Annotated in this window: 17 protein-coding genes and 2 pseudogenes; 3 read left to right on the forward strand and 16 right to left on the reverse strand. The window is 33.2% G+C overall.

The window, feature by feature from the left end; all coding sequences use genetic code 11:
• Positions 1 to 64: 64 nt before the first annotated feature.
• Positions 65 to 1,181, reverse strand: a protein-coding gene (gene prfB, locus JCM14209_RS02885; RefSeq protein ID WP_155830661.1) for a peptide chain release factor 2 whose coding sequence is annotated in 2 segments (ribosomal slippage) — positions 65 to 1,102 and positions 1,104 to 1,181 — 1,116 coding nt in all. Because the reading frame shifts where the segments join, the coding sequence is not laid out codon by codon here.
• A gap of 67 nt (positions 1,182 to 1,248) precedes the next feature.
• Complete coding sequence (gene secA / locus JCM14209_RS02895; protein WP_025022119.1) at positions 1,249 to 3,612, reverse strand: preprotein translocase subunit SecA; 2,364 nt, start codon at positions 3,610 to 3,612, stop codon at positions 1,249 to 1,251.
• Positions 3,613 to 3,910: 298 nt separating this feature from the next.
• Between secA and JCM14209_RS02900 the strand changes: the two genes are divergently transcribed.
• Positions 3,911 to 4,192: a hypothetical protein gene (locus JCM14209_RS02900; RefSeq protein ID WP_025022120.1), complete on the forward strand. Its 282-nt coding sequence runs from the start codon at positions 3,911 to 3,913 to the stop codon at positions 4,190 to 4,192.
• A 95-nt stretch (positions 4,193 to 4,287) separates the two neighbouring features.
• Here JCM14209_RS02900 and hpf read toward each other — a convergent pair whose 3' ends face one another.
• From hpf to JCM14209_RS08910, 7 genes and pseudogenes are all read right to left on the reverse strand, one after another.
• On the reverse strand, positions 4,288 to 4,842 hold the full coding sequence (gene hpf, locus JCM14209_RS02905) for a ribosome hibernation-promoting factor, HPF/YfiA family (RefSeq protein WP_025022121.1): 555 nt from the start codon (positions 4,840 to 4,842) through the stop codon (positions 4,288 to 4,290).
• Between the two features lie 155 nt (positions 4,843 to 4,997).
• The gene (locus JCM14209_RS08900) at positions 4,998 to 5,546 is read right to left on the reverse strand and encodes a ComF family protein (RefSeq protein WP_155830662.1); all 549 of its coding nucleotides are present in this window, start codon (positions 5,544 to 5,546) and stop codon (positions 4,998 to 5,000) included.
• Between the two features lie 132 nt (positions 5,547 to 5,678).
• A complete protein-coding gene (locus tag JCM14209_RS02915; RefSeq protein WP_025022122.1) occupies positions 5,679 to 7,019 on the reverse strand; it encodes an ATP-dependent helicase ComFA in 1,341 nt (446 codons plus the stop codon).
• A gap of 41 nt (positions 7,020 to 7,060) precedes the next feature.
• Positions 7,061 to 8,169 (reverse strand): annotated as a pseudogene (locus JCM14209_RS08905) (glycosyltransferase family 4 protein).
• A 156-nt stretch (positions 8,170 to 8,325) separates the two neighbouring features.
• Entirely contained in the window at positions 8,326 to 10,155 is a 1,830-nt protein-coding gene (gene kimA, locus JCM14209_RS02925; RefSeq protein WP_025022123.1) for a potassium transporter KimA, read from the reverse strand.
• A gap of 253 nt (positions 10,156 to 10,408) precedes the next feature.
• Entirely contained in the window at positions 10,409 to 12,028 is a 1,620-nt protein-coding gene (groL, locus tag JCM14209_RS02930; RefSeq protein WP_025022124.1) for a chaperonin GroEL, read from the reverse strand.
• 18 nt (positions 12,029 to 12,046) lie between these two features.
• A pseudogene (locus JCM14209_RS08910) lies at positions 12,047 to 12,336 on the reverse strand (co-chaperone GroES).
• Positions 12,337 to 12,519: 183 nt separating this feature from the next.
• Here JCM14209_RS08910 and JCM14209_RS02940 point away from each other — a divergent pair.
• A complete protein-coding gene (locus tag JCM14209_RS02940) occupies positions 12,520 to 13,143 on the forward strand; it encodes a CPBP family intramembrane glutamic endopeptidase (RefSeq protein WP_025022125.1) in 624 nt (207 codons plus the stop codon).
• Positions 13,144 to 13,187: 44 nt separating this feature from the next.
• On the opposite strand, the gene JCM14209_RS02945 is transcribed toward JCM14209_RS02940, so the two are convergent.
• The gene (locus tag JCM14209_RS02945) at positions 13,188 to 13,823 is read right to left on the reverse strand and encodes a redox-sensing transcriptional repressor Rex (RefSeq protein ID WP_025022126.1); all 636 of its coding nucleotides are present in this window, start codon (positions 13,821 to 13,823) and stop codon (positions 13,188 to 13,190) included.
• A gap of 149 nt (positions 13,824 to 13,972) precedes the next feature.
• On the opposite strand from JCM14209_RS02945, the gene abc-f reads away from it, so the two are divergent.
• A complete protein-coding gene (gene abc-f, locus JCM14209_RS02950; RefSeq protein ID WP_025022127.1) occupies positions 13,973 to 15,928 on the forward strand; it encodes a ribosomal protection-like ABC-F family protein in 1,956 nt (651 codons plus the stop codon).
• Positions 15,929 to 16,012: 84 nt separating this feature from the next.
• On the opposite strand, the gene tsaD is transcribed toward abc-f, so the two are convergent.
• The 6 genes from tsaD to JCM14209_RS02975 form a co-directional block, all read right to left on the reverse strand.
• A complete protein-coding gene (gene tsaD, locus JCM14209_RS02955; RefSeq protein WP_025022128.1) occupies positions 16,013 to 17,041 on the reverse strand; it encodes a tRNA (adenosine(37)-N6)-threonylcarbamoyltransferase complex transferase subunit TsaD in 1,029 nt (342 codons plus the stop codon).
• A gap of 1 nt (position 17,042) precedes the next feature.
• Positions 17,043 to 17,594 carry a ribosomal protein S18-alanine N-acetyltransferase gene (gene rimI, locus JCM14209_RS02960; RefSeq protein ID WP_025022129.1) on the reverse strand — a complete coding sequence of 184 codons (552 nt, stop codon included), beginning with the start codon at positions 17,592 to 17,594 and terminating at the stop codon, positions 17,043 to 17,045.
• On the reverse strand, positions 17,566 to 17,958 hold the full coding sequence (locus JCM14209_RS10450) for a tRNA threonylcarbamoyladenosine biosynthesis protein TsaB (protein ID WP_305068801.1): 393 nt from the start codon (positions 17,956 to 17,958) through the stop codon (positions 17,566 to 17,568). Before JCM14209_RS10450 ends, rimI begins: the two co-directional genes overlap by 29 nt.
• Positions 17,951 to 18,292, reverse strand: coding sequence for a tRNA (adenosine(37)-N6)-threonylcarbamoyltransferase complex dimerization subunit type 1 TsaB (gene tsaB / locus JCM14209_RS10455; protein ID WP_305068802.1), 342 nt, complete (start codon positions 18,290 to 18,292; stop codon positions 17,951 to 17,953). Before tsaB ends, JCM14209_RS10450 begins: the two co-directional genes overlap by 8 nt.
• A gap of 116 nt (positions 18,293 to 18,408) precedes the next feature.
• Positions 18,409 to 19,407 carry an MsnO8 family LLM class oxidoreductase gene (locus JCM14209_RS02970; RefSeq protein ID WP_025022130.1) on the reverse strand — a complete coding sequence of 333 codons (999 nt, stop codon included), beginning with the start codon at positions 19,405 to 19,407 and terminating at the stop codon, positions 18,409 to 18,411.
• A gap of 92 nt (positions 19,408 to 19,499) precedes the next feature.
• On the reverse strand, positions 19,500 to 20,234 hold the full coding sequence (locus tag JCM14209_RS02975) for an acyl-[acyl-carrier-protein] thioesterase (RefSeq protein ID WP_025022131.1): 735 nt from the start codon (positions 20,232 to 20,234) through the stop codon (positions 19,500 to 19,502).
• Positions 20,235 to 20,251 lie beyond the last annotated feature (17 nt).

The raw sequence follows: 20,251 nt of genomic DNA on the forward strand, positions 1-20,251 counted from the left end.
ATATTATCAAGGGTTAAGCAAGTTTTCCCCTAAGAAAAAAGAGTTAGGGATTTGTGCCTAACTCTTAATTACTTCTTTTTAAATTCCATTGCAAATATGCATTCATAAATGGATCTAAATCTCCGTCCATCACGGCTTGACCATTACCAGTTTCGTAGCTAGTACGATGATCTTTTACCATTGTATATGGATGAAATACATATGAACGAATTTGCGAACCCCAACCGATATCAAGTTGCTCTCCTTGAATTGCGGCTCTTTGCTTTTCTTTTTCTTCCATTTCTAATTGATATAATTTTGAACGAAGCATGCTTTCAGCAGTCGCACGGTTTTGGAACTGAGAACGTTGAGCTTGACTTGAAACCACAATTCCAGTTGGAATGTGAATCAAACGCACCGCTGAAGAGGTCTTATTAATATGTTGTCCCCCAGCTCCACTTGCCCGGAAAACTTCCATTTTAATATCTTCAGGTCTTAATTCAACTTCCACAGAATCATCTAATTCTGGCATCACATTAACTGAAGCAAACGATGTGTGGCGTCTTCCTGCTGAATCAAACGGTGAAATCCGCACTAAGCGATGAACCCCTTTTTCACTCTTTAAATATCCAAAAGCATTTTGACCTTCAATCATTAAAGTAACACTTTTAATTCCTGCTTCATCACCCGGTTGATAATCCATCGTTTCAACCTTAAAGCCATGTTGTTGCGCCCATCTTGTATACATTCGCAATAACATTGATCCCCAATCTTGTGACTCGGTACCACCTGCTCCTGGGTGTATTTCTAAAATTGCATTATTACCATCATAAGGTCCATTTAACAGTAAGCCTAATTGATAACTTTGCAACAACTTATTAGTTTCTTCACGTTGAATTTCTATTTCTTGTTCTAAATCTTCATCTGGTTCTTCTAAATACAATTCTAATGAAACATCCAATTCATCTACTTTTTCACTTAATTGATGAAAAGTATCATATTTGGCTTTCAATCCATTATTTTCATTAATAACTTTTTGGGCGGTTTCTTGATTATCCCAAAAGGTTGGATCAGCCATCTTTGACTCATTTTCTGCGATTTGTTCTTCTAAAGCATCTAAGTCAAAGAGACCCCCTAAACTCAGAGACTTTTTGTTTCATCTCTTCTATTTCTTGTTTAAGTTCTGCCGTTTCAAATTTCATTTACATCCCTTACCTTTCTAAAAAAAGCTCGGTCCTGATATTTCTATCATTATCCAAGCTTTTAAAATTAACGTTTCATATCTTGACGAATTTCAGCTTTTAGGAATAAGCGCGTTACATCATATTCGATAGCGCCTACCATTTGTTCAAACATTCTGAAACCATCTTGTTGATATTCAACAAGTGGATTTAATTGTCCATATCCACGTAAGCCAATTGATTGACGCAATTGATCCATTTCATCAATATGATCAGTCCATAATGAATCAACCACCCGTAAAATAACAACCTTTTCAAATTCTAGCATTTGGCTTTCATCATAAAGTTGTTCAGCTTTTTGTGCATAAACTTCTTCAGCACGTTGCATTAAATATTCAATCATTTGGTTAGGAGTTTTACCTTCTAAATCAGCAGTGCTAATTGTATCATCTTTAACCATTGCAGCAATGGCAAAATCGATAATTCCATCCAAGTTCCATTGACTCTTATCACCTTGCGTATTGTTTAATACATTATGCTTAACTGTACGTTCAATCATTGGCATAATGATTCCTTTAAGGCTCTTATCTTCCATGATAACTTGTTGTCTTTGAGAGTAAATCACTTCACGTTGAGCACGCATAACATCATCATATTGTAAAACTTGCTTACGTGTATCATAGTTATTACCTTCAACACGTTTTTGAGCTGATTCGACTTGTTTAGTAATCATCTTAGATTGAATTACTGCATCTTCATCGGCAACTTTCATCCGTTCTAAGAAGTTCTTAATGCGTTCTGAACCGAAACGTAACATCAATTCATCTTCTAAAGAAAGATAGAATTGTGTTGATCCTGGGTCCCCTTGACGACCAGCACGTCCACGTAACTGATTATCAATTCTTCGTGATTCATGACGTTCTGTCCCAATAACAGCAAGTCCACCAATTTCGCGTACTCCCGGTCCTAATTTGATATCAGTACCACGTCCGGCCATGTTAGTAGCAATTGTTACTGCACCACGTTGACCGGCATTCATAACAATTTCAGCTTCCTTAGCGTGATTTTTAGCATTTAAAACTGAATGTGGAATTCCTTGTTGATCAAGCATGTTTGAAAGTAATTCAGACGTTTCAACAGCCACTGTCCCAACTAAAACTGGTTGTCCAGCTTCATGGCGTTGTTTTACATCTTCCACAACTGCATTAAATTTACTTTGAAGAGTTGGATATAATAAATCAGGTTTATCAACACGTTGAATAGGACGGTTAGTTGGAATTGTAATAACTTCCATATTATAAATTTCACGGAATTCTTCACGTTCAGTTTTAGCTGTCCCAGTCATTCCAGATAATTTATTATACATTCTAAAGAAGTTTTGGTAAGTAATGTTAGCCATTGTCTTAGTTTCTTCTTCAATTTCCACATGTTCTTTTGCTTCAATTGCTTGGTGAAGTCCATCAGAATAGCGACGACCATCCATAATACGACCTGTAAATTGATCAACAATCATTACTTCGCCTTCACGCACCACGTAATCTTTATCACGAAGCATAATGAAGTTAGCACGTAAAGCATTATCCAAGTGGTGGTTTAATGCCATATTATCTGGATCATATAAGTTATTTAAGTTAAAGTATTTTTCAGCTTTTTGAATACCTTCTTCAGTTAAAGCAACTGTCTTAGATTCTAAATCAATTTTAAAATCATCATCTTCAACTAAAGTCTTAGCGAAACGGTCTGTTCTTGTGTATAAGGTTGTTGTTCCTGTTGCTTGTCCAGAAATAATCAATGGTGTTCTCGCTTCATCAATTAAAATTGAGTCAACTTCATCGACTAAAACAAAATTCAAAGGACGTTGCACCATATCTTCTTTATAAACAACCATGTTATCACGAAGATAATCGAAACCTAATTCACTGTTAGTTGAATATGTGATATCAGCATTATAAGCCGCACGTTTTTCTTCAGGTGTTTTGTCAGCGACATTCAAACCAACAGTTAAACCAAGCCAAGTGTACAATTCACCCATTTCAGTAGCATCACGTTCTGAAAGATATTCGTTAACAGTAACAACGTGAACCCCTTTTCCTGAAATCGCATTTAAATATACAGGCATTGTAGCTGTAAGGGTTTTTCCTTCCCCAGTTCTCATTTCGGCAATGTTTCCCTCGTGCAATACCGTTCCACCGATAATTTGAACACGATATGGATACAATCCTAATACACGGCGTGCTCCTTCACGACATACTGCATATGCTTCCGGTAACATATGATCAAGTGATTCACCATCTTGATATCTTTTTTTAAATTCATTAGTTTTTGCTTTTAATTCTTCATCTGATAAAGCTGCCATTGCATCAGCAAGTGATTCTACTTTATCAGCAATTTTACCTAGGCGTCTAAGTTCGCGTTTATCACTTTCCACCCATTTTTTAAGAAGATTTGCCATAAGTCAATTCCTTCCTATTCACACATTTTTCTCATTATAATCTTGAGATTATACCAATTGCTATTTTAACATTAAATCACCACAAATGAAATATTTTAAGTCAATTAGAAACAGAAAAAATAAAGGGATTAAGAAAATTACTAGTTCTATACTATTCTGTACTGATGAGAATTTTTTTGGTGTAAAATTGTACAAAAAAAGAGAAGTCGACTGAACCCCGGTTTCTCTAAGAAAAGATTGGCTTCTCTATGTCTAATATTATTAAATTTTTAACAGGAATTAAAGATACCCATATTATATGGAAGTTCGTAAACAAAAATTCATCTGTAAGAATTGTCGTTTAACTCGTGTATTCCCGATTTCTGGTGTTGAAGAACATTGTTTTATTTTAAACAATATTAAACAACATATTGTTGTTAATTTTAAGAAAAATACATCAATGAAAGCCTCTGCTTTTGATTACCACGTTTCTAGTAATACTGTCCAAAGATGTCTTGAATCTACCGCAGGCACTCTAAATATTAAAGAAAAAATGCGCAAAAAAATAACGGCTAAGCAGCTTGGTTTAAAATCTACTTAACCATTATCTTTTTGAATATATTTAATTAATTTTCTTCATCAGTATTAATTGACAAAGAGCCAAATTACTTCCTAATTCCTTTATTTTTTCCGAAATTATTTATCGCTTGCTTCAATTAAGCCATACTTTCCATCACGACGACGGTAAACAATATTTACACTACCATCATTTGCATCTTCATACACAAAAAAATCGTGTCCTAACATATCCATTTGTAAGACAGCTTCTTCACTATCCATAGGCTTTAGTGATAGACGCTTTGTACGAACGATCTCTAATTCTTTTTCTTCTGTATTTTCAGTTTCACTTGTTGGCGTTACAAATTCAAAATTTGCAATACCTTTTTCACGTGATTTACGGTTCACTTTTGTTTTGAATTTTCTGATTTGACGTTCAAGCTTGTCTGTTACCAAATCAATACTTCCATACATATCTTGAGAAGTTTCTTCTGCTCTTAAAGTTAAGTATGGTAACGGAACAGTAACCTCAACCTTCGCATTTTTATTTGAGTAAACTTTTAAATTAACGTGTGCAGTTGCTTCTGTGTTAGGAGTAAAGAACTTTTCTAATTTTTCAAGTTTCTTTTCTACGTATTCACGGATTGCTCCTGTAACTTCGATATTTTCACCACGAACATTGATCTTTAACATGGTAATCTCTCCTTTCACAACTGGAAATTTCCAGCTTTTCGAGAGAGTATAAAATTATACTTTTATCACTCTTTCTGCTTTTATTATAATAGAAAGCGCTTTAAATATCAAATAAAAAATTTATTAATTTTAATATTTTTTTTTATAACATTTTTTTACCGTGCTAAAGTTACAGATTTTATCTCTTTAACAGTATGTTTCTGAACTAATTCTTGCGCAAAATACAACGTTCTACCGGTTGTATAGATATCATCAATTAGTAAAATATTCTTTTGGTTAATTATCTTTGGACCGACATATTCAAATATTTGATGATTTTCCATGCGTTGTTTTCGATTTTTTTGTGATTGAACTTGCTTCGATTGTTGGGCAACTATCAAATCATGATCTAATTTCAATCCTTTAATTAAACCTTCAACTTGATTGAATCCCCTAGTTTGCATCGTTGCTTGAGAGACCGGAATTGGAATATATCTCCATTTTTTGGGTGGATAATTTTTTCGAATATATTGGCTAAATTTTGCTTGCCATACATTTCGCATATAATAATCCCCCATAAATTTATATTTTTGAAAATAATCTTTCATAGCTTCATTTTGATATACAAATATCGCGCGATTATGCAATGAAAGATATCCTTTTTCTTTCCAACGTAAACAATCTTGACACCATTTTTGTTTTTCTAGGCGTCCACAGCTTCGCAAATTTCTTCATTTTCAAATGTAACGAAAGTTTGTTCACATTCTTCACAAATCGTCGCTTTTGATAAGGGTTTTAAGGAGAATAACCATTGACTTTCAATTTTTTGAAATAATTTTCTGTGGCAAAGTATACAATTATTCATTTGCTAACATCTTCTTTGCTTTCCGATTTAAAAAAATTATCTGCTGTTTGGCTTTATGAACCGTCTTAGTATAGTTATCACACATAAAATAAACGTCTCCTTTAGGTCGGTCTAAACTTCGCCCCACTCTTCCTGCAATCTGTACTAATGACGATATTGAAAACACTTCATTATCCGCGCCTAGTACTATTAAATCAATTTTTGGAAAAGTTACCCCTCGTTCTAAAATTGTTGTCGTTATCAAATATCGGATTTCTTTATCACGCATCATTTGAACTTTTTCAATACGCAGTGGATCTTGGGCATGAACTGTTTGTCCTTTTATATTTGCAGGCAAATTTTCTTGAATTACTTGAAAAACTGCTTCAAGCATACTTACATGAGGAACAAAAATTAAAAATTGATTTTCACTTTGAACCCACTGTTTTAAAATTTTAATCACCTTGCGATTCAATTGCTTTTTTTCACTTATTTCTTGCCACCAATTATTACTGAATAATAATTTAATTTCTGGTAATGGATTTTGGTGAAATCTTAACGGCAAATAGCTCGTTATTAGTTGGTTTCTTTTTATTTGCTGCGATAATTCATGACTAGGCGTCGCAGTTAAATAAATTAATGCTCCATTATCTTTAATTGCTTTTTGTGCTGCAAATTTTAAGCCATTGTCATTAACATAAGGAAAAGAATCAACTTCATCAATAATTAAAATATCAAACGCGGCCTTAAAATTTAATAATTGATGCGTTGTGCATACAACAATTTGCGTATATTCATACTTTACATCTGTCCTACCATGTAACAAGATTTTAGAGACATGTTTAAATGCTGCATCGATTCGCGGAAATAACTCATTACACACATCAACTCGCGGCGAAGCAATTGCAATGCGTAACCCCGCTTTAATCCCTCTTTCAAGCGGCTTAAAAAGCATTTCTGTTTTTCCAGCTCCGGTAACTGCCCAAAGCAAAAAACGTTGTCTTTTTTCAATTGCCGTTTGCAATTCTTGGGAACACTTTTGTTGATATTTTGATAAATTTCCCTTCCAAGTTAGAACTTCATTGGGTAATGTAAATTTTTCTTTCATATTAGGAAGATAGACTAATTTTTGCAGAGTTGACATTCTCCCTAAGATAATACATTTAGGACAGTAATAGTTATTATTAGGTAGGTACCCTTGATTTTTATTTGTTATTTGTCCACATCGATTACATAATATCTTACCATTTTTTATACAAATTGCTTCCATTTCTTCAAATGGATTATTGTCTAATATTTCTTTTGGAACATCGCTTTTTAACACCAAACGTCCATAATATTTCGTAGCTAACAAAAAATTCCTCCCTTCACGTATAAAATACGTCAAGAAAGGAATTATTTTTTATTTTTTTTATTAATTACATCATTTTCTTCAGTAAATAAAACGACTTTTTTAATAAAATCTAACAACGGCGTCCGATTAGGTCCCATCAAACCAATTTGTTCAACGAAAATTTCTAATCCAAATAAAGTCGCAATAGTCAACAATAATGATCCTAGTAAACTTGAAATTGGGTATAACAAAGAAATCATTGAGAATATCAAAGCAATTCCATAAATCACTAAAACTGTTTGCCGATGTGAAAGTCCCATTTGCATCAACTGGTGGTGCAAGTGATGCTTATCTGCTTGTGAAATCGGAACATTATTTAAAAAACGTCTCAAAATAGCAAAAAATGTATCTGTTATCGGAACCCCTAAAATAATCACAGGGATAATTATACTGATGAACGTGGCATTTTTTAAACCATATAATGAAAACACCGAAATCATAAATCCAATAAACAGCGATCCCGTATCACCTAAATAAATTTTGGCAGGATTGAAATTATATGGCAGAAATCCAAGTAAAGCAAATACAAGATTAAACATCATTATTGAAATATAAATGCTTGTAGTATTTAAAAAGAAAAATCCTGTTATCGCACTCGTTGAAATTGCAATTATCGATACGCCTGTGGCTAATCCATCTAATCCATCAATTAAATTAACCGCGTTCGTGATTGCTAATATCCATATAATTGTGATTGGAAAACTCATCCATCCCAACTTTACCATCCCTATAAAAGGTAAGGTCAACGTGGTCATTTTAATTTTGGCAACAAAAAATATTACTAAAGCACCAAGTAAAATTCCCAAAATTTTTCTTTTAGGTGTCAATTCAAAAATATCATCAATTATCCCGGTAGCTATAATAATAATCTGGCTAATAATAATGCCCAAAATTGCTCCGGATTATATTGCTTATATAATAAAAATATATTCGTTAAATTAAAAGCTAAGAAAATAGCTAATCCACCCATTGTCGGCATGACTACTTGATTAACTCGTCGGGCATTTGGATTATCAACCGCCCCACACTTAAAAGCCATTAGTCGTACAAATGGGGTTAATATCACTGAAAGAAGCATCGTCACAAATAACGTAGCTATAATCCCATACATAACTAGTCCTCTTTTTCTAGTAAATTTCACATTCATCTTGAAAATATATATTAATTCATATATTAACATATTTCACTTTGTCCGTCATTACTTCCACGAGACTTTTAAAACTAAAAAAGAGTTGGAACTCCAACTCTTTTTAATCTCATAAAATCATTATTTCTTCAAGTGGTAATTATATGTTGAAACAATGATATTTTCTCTTGTATTTAATGCCGTCCGTAATCTTAAAGCAGTTTGGTTATGCAAGATGTTTTGCCATGGTTTCTTTGGCACGAATTGCGGTACTAAAACTGTCACTGAACTATTTCTCTCAGCAGCGTTCTTAGCAATTACATCACAAAAACGAACAACCGGAACTGAAACAGAACGATATGATGAATGTAAATCTACAAAACGCACATCAGGAAACGCTTGTTTAAATTCCTTAGCAGTTTCATGTTCTTTTTTCGGATTTGTATCAAAAGATACGTGCATTGCAATGACATAATCCCCAATTGAACGAGCATAATTTATAGCACCTTCAGTAACATGAGTTACAGAACTAACTAAAACAATAACTGTTGAACCTTCATATTTATGAGTATCAACTTCCACACCCAAACGTAATTGAGCAGCAATCTTAACATAGTGATCATGAATCTTATAAAAGCCAAATAATAAGACTGGCATGATTACGAGGTATGGCCAAACATTATCAAAATGTAACCAGAATAAGAAAATAACTAGTGCTAATGATATTAAAGCCCCGAGTAAGTTAACTGCGGCATTTAACACCCAATTCTTTCCTCTTTCTCTTAACCAGTGAACAATCATCCCTGATTGCGATAATGTAAACGGAACAAAAACTCCAACCGCATATAACGGAATTAATAAGTTAGTTTGTCCTTTAAAAATAAAAATCAATACGATTGCGCCAATAGCAAGCGAAATAATCCCATTAGAGTAACCTAGACGATCACCTTTATCCATAAACATATGTGGCATAAATTTATCTTTAGCTAAATTATATGCCAAAATTGGAAAAGCTGAAAAACCTGTATTAGCAGCAACCGCTAAAATCATTGCAGTTGATAATTGAAGTAAGTAATAAAAAATTCCTTTTCCAAATACAGCTTCACCAATCTGAGATAATACAGTTTGGTGTTCATTTGGTAACACACCAATATAGTAACTTAAAAAAGTAATTCCAGCAAAGAAGATTGCTAAAATTAATGACATTATTGCTAATGTGTTAGCTGCATTTCTTTTTTTAGGTTCCTTAAAATTAGGTACCGCATTACTGATTGCTTCCACACCTGTTAATGAAGATGAACCAGCTGAAAATGCCTTAAGGAATAATACAACTGTCATTCCTGGAACATATGATCCAACTTTAGCAGCTGCAGTATACTCGATATTGCCAGACAAGATGTTAATAACACCCCAGATAACTAACGCAATAATCATTATCACGAAGAAGTAAACTGGAACGGTTAAAAATGAAGCTGACTCGCGCATTCCCCGCAAATTCAAAGTCATAATGAAAAGAACAATTAAAATTGAAATCCCGACACTATGTGCGCTTAATGATGGAATTGCTGAAGTAATCGCTTCAGTCCCAGCTGTTACAGATACCGCAACTGTCAGCATATAATCAACAAGTAATGAGCCCCCGGCAACTAATCCAGCACCAGTTCCCCAATTTTTTGTTGCAACAACGTATGCCCCACCACCAGATGGGTACGCGTTGATAATTTGTCGATATGATAAAGTAATCGCAAATAATAAAATTAAAACAATTCCAGCAGCAGGAAGGGCATACCATGTAGCAGCGGCAGATAAAGCAATTAACGCTGTTGTAATCTGTTCTGTCCCATATGCCACTGATGACAATGCGTCAGATGAAAGTAAGGCTAATGCTTTGAATTTTGTTAAAGCTTGCTCGCCTTCTTCATTTGTTTTAAGCGGTTGACCAAGTAAAAGTCGTTTAAAATAACGATACATAATCTATGATCCCCTTAATCTATATTAATATTTTCTCCTCATTACAGATTCGATACAAATTATATAAAATCATATTTTCAATAAAGTTTCAAGCACTTATCTTAACATTTTTTCATTACCAATATTTAAAAGACATTTTAAACCCTTTTATTCAGTATTTTTCAAATAATGCTCTCAAAATTAAAAAGTTGGAGATAATTAAGCTATCCTTAATTATTCTCCAACTTCTTAAATAACTAATATGACTAGAAAATTACATCATTCCCATTCCAGGACCGGCAGGTTGAATGTCGTCTTCTTTAGGTTCTGGTTTATCTGCTACAACAGCTTCTGTTGTTAATAATAAAGCTGATACACTTGCAGCATTTTGAAGTGCTGAACGTGTAACTTTAGTAGGATCAACAATTCCAGCTTTAACCATATCAACCCATTCATCAGTTGCAGCGTTAAATCCGATTCCTGGTTCTTGTTCCTTAAGCTTTTCAACGATTACTGAACCTTCAAGTCCCGCATTTTCTGCAATTTGACGAACCGGTTCTTCTAAAGCACGCTTAACAATGTTAATTCCTGTTTGAACATCGCCTTTTTCTTCTAATGCTGCTACCTTATCAATCACGTTTACTAAAGCTGTACCACCACCTGGGACAAATCCTTCTTCAACTGCAGCACGTGTAGCGTTTAAAGCATCTTCAATTCGATATTTACGTTCTTTTAATTCCGTTTCAGTTGCAGCTCCGACTTTGATTACGGCAACACCACCTGATAATTTAGCCAAACGTTCTTGTAATTTTTCGCGATCAAAATCTGATGTTGTTTCTGCAATTTGACGTTTCAATTGTTCAACACGTTCAGCAATTAAATCTTTAGAACCTGCACCTTCAACAATTGTTGTGCTTTCTTTTGTTACAGTAATTTTTCCGGCAGAACCTAATTGTTCAAGGGTTGTATCTTTAAGTTGTAACCCTAAATCATCAGTGATTACAGTTGCTCCAGTTAAAATTGCAATATCTTCAAGCATTGCTTTACGGCGATCACCAAATCCTGGCGCTTTAACAGCAACAACATTAAAGGTTCCACGAATTTTATTTAAAACTAATGTTGGTAAAGCTTCACCATCAATATCATCTGCAATAATTAATAGTGGACGTCCTTGTTGGACAATTGATTGTAACAATGGTAAGACTTCTTGAATATTTGAAATCTTCTTATCAGTTAATAAAATATATGGATTATCTAAATCAGCTTCCATCTTATCTGTATCTGTTACCATGTATTGTGAAAGGTATCCACGATCAAATTGCATCCCTTCAACAACATCTAATGAAGTATCAATTCCTTTTGATTCTTCAATTGTAATTACCCCATCATTACCAACTTTTTCCATGGCATCAGCAATTAAATTCCCTACTTCAGGATTTGCTGATGAGATTGATGCAACTTGAGCAATATCACTTTTTGATTCAACTTTATGCGACATAGCATGTAATTCATCAACCGCTGCTTTTGTTGCTAATTCAATCCCACGACGAATTCCAACAGGGTTAGCACCAGCCGTTACGTTTTTCATTCCTTCATTAACAATTGCTTGGGTTAATACTGTTGCAGTTGTTGTTCCATCACCTGCAATATCATTAGTTTTTGAGGCAACTTCTGAAACTAACTTTGCCCCCATATTTTCAAAATGATCTTCTAATTCAATAGCTTTTGCAATTGTAACCCCGTCATTTGTTATTGTTGGTGATCCAAATGATTCTTCTAATACAACGTTACGGCCTTTAGGACCAATTGTTGATTTAACTGTATTAGCTAATTTATCAACACCTTTTAACATTTTTGAACGTGCATCTTCTGAAAATCTAATTTCTTTAACCATAATTTACATTCACCTCAACTAATCAATTACTGCAATTAAATCTGTATCACGTACTACTAGATACTTTTGATTGTCTAATTCCACTTCGCTACCTGCATATTTATCAAATAAAACCTTTTGTCCAACTTCTACTTCTGGAGCTACACGGTTACCATTTTCTAAAACTCTACCTGGTCCCACAGCAAGTACTTCTGCTGTATTGGCTTTTCTTCCTTAGCTCCTGCTAAGTAAATTCCGCCAACCTGCTTTTCTTCTTGATTTTGCTTTTCTACTTTTAATACAACATGATTATCTAGTGGTTTAATCATTAATTTGTACCTCCATCTCTAAATTTAGCACTCATCAATCTAGAGTGCTAACTTACACTACTTACTATAAACGGATTAAAATAAAAATGCAAGCTTTTAACCTTGCTCTAATCTAAGCATTAATTTATCTCATAATTAACTTATGATAAAATTAACTATTATAGTCATAAAGGGGGAATTTTCTTGACTCAAAAAAATTCACTTTTCATTTTAAGCAGTTATCTTATTTATGGATTAGTCATGCCACTTTTATCACGAATATCTAATCCATCAATTGCTTTTACAACCCAAACTTTTTTTAATATCTTAAGTCTTGGCTTATTTATTTTAATTAATTACAAAATTGCTTATCAAAACAGTCAAGAAACAAGTGTTATTTCCTTCAATAGGTTATTTTTAGGAAGTATTCTCGCATTTGTTAGTCTGTTAATCGCTCAAATTATCTTTAAGTGGATTGAAATTCATCTCTTCCATCTTAGCGGCTTTTCTGAAAATACTAATTTACTTTTAGAAATTTCTCGTAAGTATCCTTTTTATATCATTGGAATAATTTTTACTGCACCAGTCTTGGAAGAACTCGTTTTTCGCAAAGTATTATTTGGAAACATGTCTGATTTTATCTCTCCTAACTTGGCGGCTGCTTTTTCAAGTTTGCTATTTAGCTTCGCACATCATGACGGACATTTTATTATTTATTTTGTTTTAGGTCTTATTTTATGCTTTACCTATCATAAAACACAGTCTATTTTGGCTCCTATATTCGCTCATATTGGGATGAATATCGTAATATTGGCATTTGCTCTATAAAAAAGAAGTTCAAGAAATTACCTTCAATTTCTTGAACTTCTTTTTTATTTATTTCCAAAATGATCAAGGAAATAAATTAATGTTTCCATTTCATTAGTTAAATCAACATTTTGAACACGTACGTCAGTTGGAACAGTAACCCTTAATGGCGTAAAATTAAGAATTCCCCGTACGCCTACTTCTACAATTTCATCAGTTACCTTTTGCGCGACGTTTGCTGGAACTGCTAAGATAACAATTTCTATTTGTTGTAGCTTTAATTGCTCTTTCATGTCTTCCATTGGATAAACCGGAATCCCATTTTGAATTGTCCCCGTAATGTCTTGATTAACATCAAACGCAGCACTTATTCTCACATGATTACTTTGATGAAAATTAAATTTTAATAATGCATGCCCTAAATTCCCTACACCAATAAGGGCAACATTTGTTAAGCGGTCTTGGTTTAATTGTTTGGAAAAAAATTCTAATAGGTTTCGAACATCATATCCATATCCTCTTTTTCCAAGCGCTCCAAAATAAGAAAAATCACGGCGAATCGTAGCAGAATCAACTTTAACAGCTTCCGATAATTCGGTTGATGATACGCGATCTTTGCCTGAGTCTAATAAAAGTTGAAGATAGCGATAATAGATTGAAAGTCTTTTGGCTGTTGCCTGTGGAATTTGAAATTCTACCATTTCTTGCCTCTCTTCTCATAAAATATCCAGTCTTATTTTACCATATCAATTTATAGTAAGACAATATCTAGCTTTTTGACGGACAGACTTCTCACCTTTATAATAATATATATTAAACACACTAAATCAAAATAAAGAAAGGAACAGTTATGCTCTTATTACAAGCTCAACAAGTTGCACGTGTCTTCGGTTCTGACGTGCTTTTTTCTAATGTAAATTTAGATATCAAAGATAACTCCAGAATTGCATTAGTTGGTCGTAATGGTGCAGGTAAGTCAACTTTACTTAAGATGATTATTGGCGAAACTTCTCCAGATCAAGGCCAAATTGTTACCAAAAAAGATTTAACAATTGGTTATCTTGCCCAAACCGCAAATTTTGAATCCGATAAAACTGTTCTTCAAGAAATGCTTGATGTTTTCGAACCATTAAAGCAAATGGAAATTAAGATGCATCACCTCGAGGAATTAATTTCTAATCCTGAAACTGCGCAAGATTCTGAAAAATATACGCAATTATTAAATCAATACGATCAACTTCAACATGATTTTCGTGAACAAAATGGTTACGGCTATGAAAATGAAGTTAAAGCTGTTTTAAACGGTTTTCAATTCCCAGAAGAATTTTATGATAAAAATGTTAATGATTTATCCGGTGGTCAAAAAACTCGTTTAACGTTAGCTAAACTTCTTTTAGAAAAACGTGATTTACTCGTGCTTGACGAACCCACTAATCACCTCGATATTGCAACACTATCATGGTTAGAAAATTATATTCAAGGATATAAGGGTGCCCTTTTAATCGTGTCTCACGATCGCTATTTCTTAGATAGAATTGTAAATGAAGTTTATGAAATTAGTCATCACAAATCGAACTACTTTAAAGGAAATTATTCAGATTATATTGATCAAAAAGCTAGTCGCTTAAGAACGCAATGGAAAGAATATGAAAAGCAGCAAGTACAAATCAACAAACTTGAAGATTTTGTTAATAAAAACCTTGTTCGGGCTTCAACTTCAAAGCGCGCTCAAAGTAAACGCAAACAATTAGAAAAAATTGAGCGCATCGAACGTCCTGAAGGGGAAGAAAAAGGCCCTCATTTCACTTTTAAATCAGCATCTGAAAGTGGCAATATTGTTTTGAGCGTTAATGACGCTGCGATTGGTTATGAAAACCATATCATCTCTAGTCCAATTAACATTGATTTGAGAAAACATCATGTTATGGCAGTTGTCGGACCAAACGGGATTGGCAAGTCAACCTTATTAAAGAGTGTTTTAGGACAAATTCCTTTTATCAAAGGAGAATCAAACTTTGGTTCAAATGTCCAAACTGGTTACTATGACCAAGGACAACAAAATCTTCATAGCAATAAAACCGTTTTAAATGAGATTTGGGATGAACATCCAAATATGCCCGAAGTTGATGTCCGCTCTATTTTGGGAAGCTTTCTTTTTGTTGGAGATGATGTCCAAAAAGTAGTGCATAATTTATCTGGTGGGGAAAAAGCCCGCTTATTATTAACTAAATTAGCCTTACAAGAAGATAACTTCTTAATTCTTGATGAACCTACTAACCACTTAGATATTGATAGTCGAGAGGTCTTAGAAAATGCCATTAATACATTTACTGGAACCGTTCTTTTCGTCTCTCATGACCGTTACTTTATTAACAAAGTAGCTGATACTGTTTTAGAATTAACACCACAAGGAAGTAATTTATACCTTGGGAATTACGATTACTACATTGAAAAAAAAGAAGAACTTGAAGCAATCAAACAAGCTCAAGAATTAGAAAACCAACCTTCAATTCCAGAAAATACTAATAAATTATCTCAAAAGCAACTTGACTACAAGCAAAGCAAGGAAATGCAAAAAAAAGTTCGTAAATTAGAACGTCAAGTTAATCAAGCTGAAGAAGAAATGATGAAATTTTCTGACCAAAAAGATAGTATTGAGCAAGCAATGACGCTGCCTGAAAACTTCAATGATCTTGAAAAAATGCAAGCACTCCAATCAGAGCTTGATCAAGTTAAAAAATTATTAAATGAAGCTGAAGAAACTTGGACTGAACTTAGTCTTGAATTAGAAGAAATATCTGAATAAATATGAAACTAAAAAGCCTTAAGAAATTACGGTTATTGAACGTTAATTTCTTAAGGCTTTTATTGTTATCTGTTTTTTAACTTTTTATTCATTAATCCAATCAAATTCTAAACTTGGTTCAGCATTCAAAGACATATCAGCAAAGTTTTGATGCTTATACCCAACATATCCTGCTGCTCCAATCATTGCAGCGTTATCACCACAAAGATTTAACGGCGCTTTTACTAGTTCGATATTATCAAATTCTGCTAAATCAATATCTAATTGCTTACGTAATCCTTGGTTGGCAGCAACTCCACCAGCCAAAATTAATTGCTTAACATTAAAGTTTTGTAGAGCTTTTTTTGTTTTAGCACTCAAAACATCAACTACACTTTGTTCAAAACTAGCTGCCAAATCAGCTTTATTTAATTCTTCTCCAACTTGACTAGCATGATGCACGGTATTAATAAATGCACTCTTTAGTCCGCTAAAACTAAAATCGTAATTGTCCTCTTTTTCCATCGCTCTTGGGAAATTAAACGTATCTTTTCCGCTTGCAGCTAATTGGTCAATTTCTTTTCCTGCTGGATATTTCATCCCCATTACTCGACCAACCTTATCAAATGCTTCTCCTGCAGCATCATCTCTTGTTTCCCCAATAATTTGAAAAACATTTTCCTTTGGCATATAGACTAATTCAGTGTGTCCACCAGAAACAAGAAGTGCTAGCGCAGGAAATTTGATTTCACTGGCAAAATTTGCTGCATAGATATGTCCTGCCATGTGATTAACTGGTATCAAGGGCAAGTTATGGGCAAATGCAATTGCCTTTGCAGCTGCTACCCCAACTAATAATGCCCCTACTAAACCAGGTCCAAATGTAACTGCAACTGCGGAAATATCTTCAAACGTAACTTGTGCTTCTTTCATTGCATCTTCAATACAATAATTAATTTGCTCAATATGATGTCTTGAAGCTACTTCTGGAACAACTCCTCCAAAACGTTGGTGACTTTTTATTTGAGTCGCTACGATATTAGATAAAATTTCATTTCCATTTTTAACAACCGCAACACTCGTCTCGTCACAACTTGATTCAAATGCTAATATTATAGTTTCTTTTTTTTCCATTCTAATCCACCTTATTTACTAAATCTCGACTCATCAAAATCGCATCATCGCCGGTTTCTTGATAATACGATCGCATCAATTTTTGATCTTTAAATCCAAGTTTATAATATAAATTTTGTGCCCTTAAATTTTTCGTACTAACTTCTAATGTTATTTTTTTTAAATTATTAAATTGGCAATATGAAATAATTTCTTTCATTAATTGCGTAGCTAACTTTTGCTTTTGATATGTGGGATGGATTGCTAAATTAGTAATATGACATTCTTTTTTGAAAAGATAAAAATTAATTCCTATGAATCCTATAACCTGTCCTTTATTGACAACACATAGATATAATGAACTTTTTTTGGCATTAATTTCCCTAATAAAAATATTTCTCATCCACGGAGCATACCCAAACGCTGCCTTTTGGATTGAAAATATTTGGTCAACATCAGCAATCGTAGCCTGCCTTATCTCAATATCTGGGCGAAATTTTCTTGAGCGATATGTTTTATCTTGAATATAGAAATTAAAATAATATTTAAAGTTTGTCATTAAACTTTTTAACATATTCTATTCTTTCACTATCATATTTTTCTAACCATTGAGTTTCAGCTTGTGTAAGGCGTAAATAACTCGGAATAAAACTATCAATATCAACAGTTTCTTCATCTTTGGCCATTAATCCTAATACGTATGCACTAGGATAGCTATCTTTTTTACTTGCAAACTTCACATCCGTTTTGTTCATTTGTGCTGCAGTATTTTCATATAATTCAGTAGCATCTGAAGCAACCAAAATAACTTTTTCATTTTGGAAACGTTCTGCAAGTTCTTGAATTGAAATGTGTTGATCTTCCATATAATTTACTAAACCATTTTTCCCCCATTGATATGCCCCCGCAAAAACATTATCTCGTCTTGCATCAAACATAGATGATAATTCTATTTGTATCTGTAATATTAGCGGCTAATAATTTTAAACTTGAAATCCCAACTAATTCAATTTTTAAAGTACTTGCAAGTACTTTAGCTGTAGTAGCGGCAATTCTGAGTCCCGTATATGATCCTGGACCTTTAGCAACTGCAATTCGATCAATCTCGTGAATTGTCAATTTAGCTTGTTTAATAACCGATTCAATCACCGGCATTAAAGTCGTACTATGATTTCTTGAAACATTTGTCGTTGCTTGTGCTAATAATTTATCATCATCTAAAACTGCAACTGACAATGTACTATTAGACGTATCCATTGCTAGTATTTTCATTATTTTTTACTCCAATTTTATTTTCAAACTTTATTCATACCATTTTATTTTAACATATTAAATAAAAATAAGGACCTATGCAAAATTCAATTTTCCATAAGTCCTCAAATGCATCATTAATTATTTTCAATAATATCTTTAAAAATACGATATGATTCTTTTAAATCATCCATCGATTGCAATGGTGTAGATGCCATAACTTCATCAGGATGAATTAATTCTTTAATTTCTAGCCATTGTTTCAAAGCCTGACTTGGGCCACCAATTATTTTCAAACCCTTTTCTCCAGTAAAGAGCTTTTCAGCACTAGAGATATCTGTTGGATTTTCATCATCATGGTGAGGATATAATTTGGCTTTTTCTAATGCAACACCTTTTAACTTACCAATTGTTTCTTTTGCGATTTGATCAGCTTTTTCATTGTCTTCAAAAATAAACGCTGTCAATGCCAAAATAACGTATGGTTTATCTAATTTATCTGATGGTTTAAATTCATTACGATAAACATCGATAACTTCTTCCATATTTTCATAATTAACATGACTTGCAAAAGCATAAGGTAAGCCTAATTTAGCAGCAATTCGTGCCGAATTAACTGAGCCACCTAAAACAAAAACAGGTACGTTAGTGTCAATTGCATTAAACGCCCTAACTTGGTCTTGATCCTCATCATCTGCAAAATATTGTTCTAATTCTTTAATACTTGCTTCATAACTACGTAAATCACTAATGTTTTGACGATAAATTAACTCTTTAGTTAATACATCAGTTCCTGCTGCACGTCCAACTCCTAATTCAACACGATTAGGGTATAGTGAAGCTAAGGTTCCGTAACCTTCGGCGATTTGTAAATTTGTATGATTAGGAAGTAAAACTCCACCTGATCCAACAGAAATTGTCTTTGTTTGTGCGAGTATATTTTGAATAACAAGTTCTGTCGCTGAGCATACTAATACTTTGATATTATGATGTTCTCCTACCCAATATCTTTCATATCCTAATTCTTCAACAAATTTTGCTAAATCGGCTGCACGTTGAATTGAAGCAGCAACGGTTTCATTTTCAAATCGTGGAACTAAATTTAGCAAGGAAACTTTTGTTTTGGCTTGATTCATAACCCATTTCTCTCCTTTAAAATCTAACTAACTGTTTTTTATGATAGCATGTAAATTACTTTGCTACAAGATAAGGGTATGATATTATTACATCATTTCCAAAAACATTGGGCTATACATGAAATATTTTCACCATTTTGAATCCGATGTAAACTAAATTTTTGATTATCATCTATAACCAATTGCATTTCGCTTTCAACTTTTTGACCATAACGTACTTCATTTTTATACTGAATATTAATTTTCTTTAAATCATTTGTAGTTAAGAAATCATAATCCAATGAATCTAACATCCAATCAAAATAATGGGCATTATTAACATGTTTATTGGAATCAATATCCATAAAACGAACAGTATATTCCTTACGTTGTTGGACTTGCATTTCTTTAGGAACAGTTGGAAAACGTTTTAGTTTTTTACTTTCTTTTGCTTCGTATGGATCAATTAATTCCGGAATCAAAGAGCTGATTTTACGATTTTTAAAATCCATCAACACAAAAATAGTTTCCATTGTAACTAATTCATTACCATCCATATCTTCAATTCCAAATTTCCGATAAGTAAAATACTTATTGTATGAATCTGCTTTTGTCCAAATTTTTATTTCTTGGTTAATTTGAGGCAAATCAATAATATTAATTAAATGTTGCGTAACAACCCAACCGTACCCTAATTCATTTACCTTTTTTTCTCCTACTCCAAGTTCATTTCCTTGTTTTTCAGATGCTAACATCATTAAATCAACCATTTTGCCAATATTAATTTTTTGTGTTACATCAGTTTCATTACTTGTTATTTTATGATTATATGCAAAAACTTTTCCCACCGATGTTTCTCCAATCT

Origin of the sequence: Ligilactobacillus hayakitensis DSM 18933 = JCM 14209, from assembly GCF_000615845.1 — a bacterium.
Classification (GTDB): domain Bacteria; phylum Bacillota; class Bacilli; order Lactobacillales; family Lactobacillaceae; genus Ligilactobacillus; species Ligilactobacillus hayakitensis.